The sequence below is a fragment of the Streptomyces sp. NPDC057654 genome (genome assembly GCF_042800135.1).
Lineage (GTDB): Bacteria > Actinomycetota > Actinomycetes > Streptomycetales > Streptomycetaceae > Streptomyces.
This window is the reverse complement of the sequence record NZ_JBHVHQ010001320.1, coordinates 1-1548: the sequence shown is the minus strand read 5'-3', so window position 1 is coordinate 1548 and position 1548 is coordinate 1. Positions and strand designations below refer to the sequence as shown.

Annotated in this window: 2 protein-coding genes; one reads left to right on the top strand and one right to left on the bottom strand. The window is 75.6% G+C overall.

The genetic code is table 11. From position 1 onward, the window contains the following. Window positions 1–770, top strand: a 770-nt coding sequence (locus ACFU99_RS43225; RefSeq protein WP_384404159.1) for a WS/DGAT domain-containing protein, incomplete at its 5' end; no start/stop codon positions are given. Window positions 771–817: 47 nt separating this feature from the next. On the opposite strand, the gene ACFU99_RS43220 is transcribed toward ACFU99_RS43225, so the two are convergent. Beyond that, window positions 818–1534 (bottom strand): TetR/AcrR family transcriptional regulator, encoded by a 717-nt coding sequence (locus ACFU99_RS43220; RefSeq protein WP_384404156.1) that lies wholly within the window; start codon window positions 1532–1534, stop codon window positions 818–820. Window positions 1535–1548: the final 14 nt, after the last annotated feature.

The window sequence follows — 1548 nt, the reverse complement described above, 5'->3', positions numbered from 1 at the left end:
TCGCCGACCTGGCCCGCGCGAGCCGGGCGGTGGCCGGCCCGATGCTGGACCGCGACGGCCGCGCCGACCGGCTCGCCGATGCACGGGCTGGCGTAGGGGCCGGTGTACGGGCTGAAGCAGGGGCCGACGTTCCGCCCCGCCTGCGCCACCTCTTCGCCCACACCCGCCTCGACGTCCTGCGCCGCATCGGCCACCGGCACGGCGCGACCGTCAACGACGTCTATCTGGCGGCGCTGGCCGGGGCGTTGCGCGCGTGGGCGGGGGAGGGGGCCGCTGACGAGCTGAGGGCCGTACGGGCTCTGTGCCCGGTCAACATCCGCCGTGACCGCGAGGGCGTGCTGCGCAACCGCCACATCCCGGGCCGCGTCACCCTTCCCGTAGACCTCGCCACGCCGGGCGAGCGGCTGGCCGCGGTCACCGCACGGACGGCGGGCCTGGCCCGCGCGCTGCGTCACCCCGTGGTGCACGGGGTGTTCCGGGGGCTGCCGCGCTCGCTGGGGACGTGGTGCGTGGAGCGCTACTTCCGCCCGGACCGCGCCACGCTCCTCGCCAGCAATGTCCACGGCCCGGCCCATCCCCTCCGCCTGGCGGGCGCGCCCGTACGGGAGGTGCTCCCGCTCAACTTCCTCCCGGCGGGCCACCCGCTGTCCGTGGTGCTGGTGTCCATGAACGGCCTGCTGACCGTGGGCTTCACGGTCGACGCCGCGGTCCGGGGCACGACGGACCTGCCAGGCTTGTGGCTGCGGGAGTTGGAGGCGCTGGACGACTGAGGGCGGCGGCGGAGGGCGGCGGCCGAGGGCGTCTGCGGCTGAGGGCGTCAGCGGCGCTCCAGGCCGTCGAGGATCAGCTCGACGGTGAAGTCGAAGCGCTCGTGGCCGTCCCCCGAAGTGAGCTCCCCGGCAAGGCGCTTGGTGTGCGGGAAGGCGTCGGGCAGGTGCGCGAACCGCCTCAGCAGCTCCTCCCGGCCGACGACCCACGCGGCGTCGCCGGAGTGGCCGAGCAGGGACCGTTCCAACGTGTAGGCGTTGACGTAGAGCATCAGGGCGTCGATGCCCCAGGCGGCGGTGCGGGGGGCGATGCCGCCCGCGAGCAGGATGGCGAGCATGCCCTCGGCGAGGCGCAGCGTGTCCTGGTTGGTGGGGACGGCGGCGAGCGCGGCGCGGGAGATGCCGGGGTGGCGTACGTACTGGTCGCGCATCCGGGCGCACACGCCGGTGATCTGCTCCCGCCAGGCGGCGGGGTCCGGCTCGGGCAGGTCGATCTCGGCGCACAGGCGGCCGATGAGGAGCTCGTCCAGGTCTTCCTTGTTGACGACGTGCGCGTACAGCGACGCGGGCCCGGTCTCCAGGGCGGTCGCCACGCGCCGCATGGTCAGGGCCTCGTAGCCCTCGCGCGCCACGATGCCGAGCGCGGCGCCGACGACGGCGTCCACCGTGATCGGCCGCGCGCGCCGCCCGCGACCCGCCGGCACCTCGGGTTCGGGGAGGGGCTGGTGGTGGCGGGCGGCGCGGCGCTGCCGGGGAGTGGATGCCATGGGCCGAGCATACC

What these genes read in the sequence shown, in the direction of transcription:
- ACFU99_RS43220 (WP_384404156.1), bottom strand. Translation starts at nt 1,534, where the DNA reads ATGGCATCCACTCCCCGGCAGCGCCGCGCCGCCCGCCACCACCAGCCC.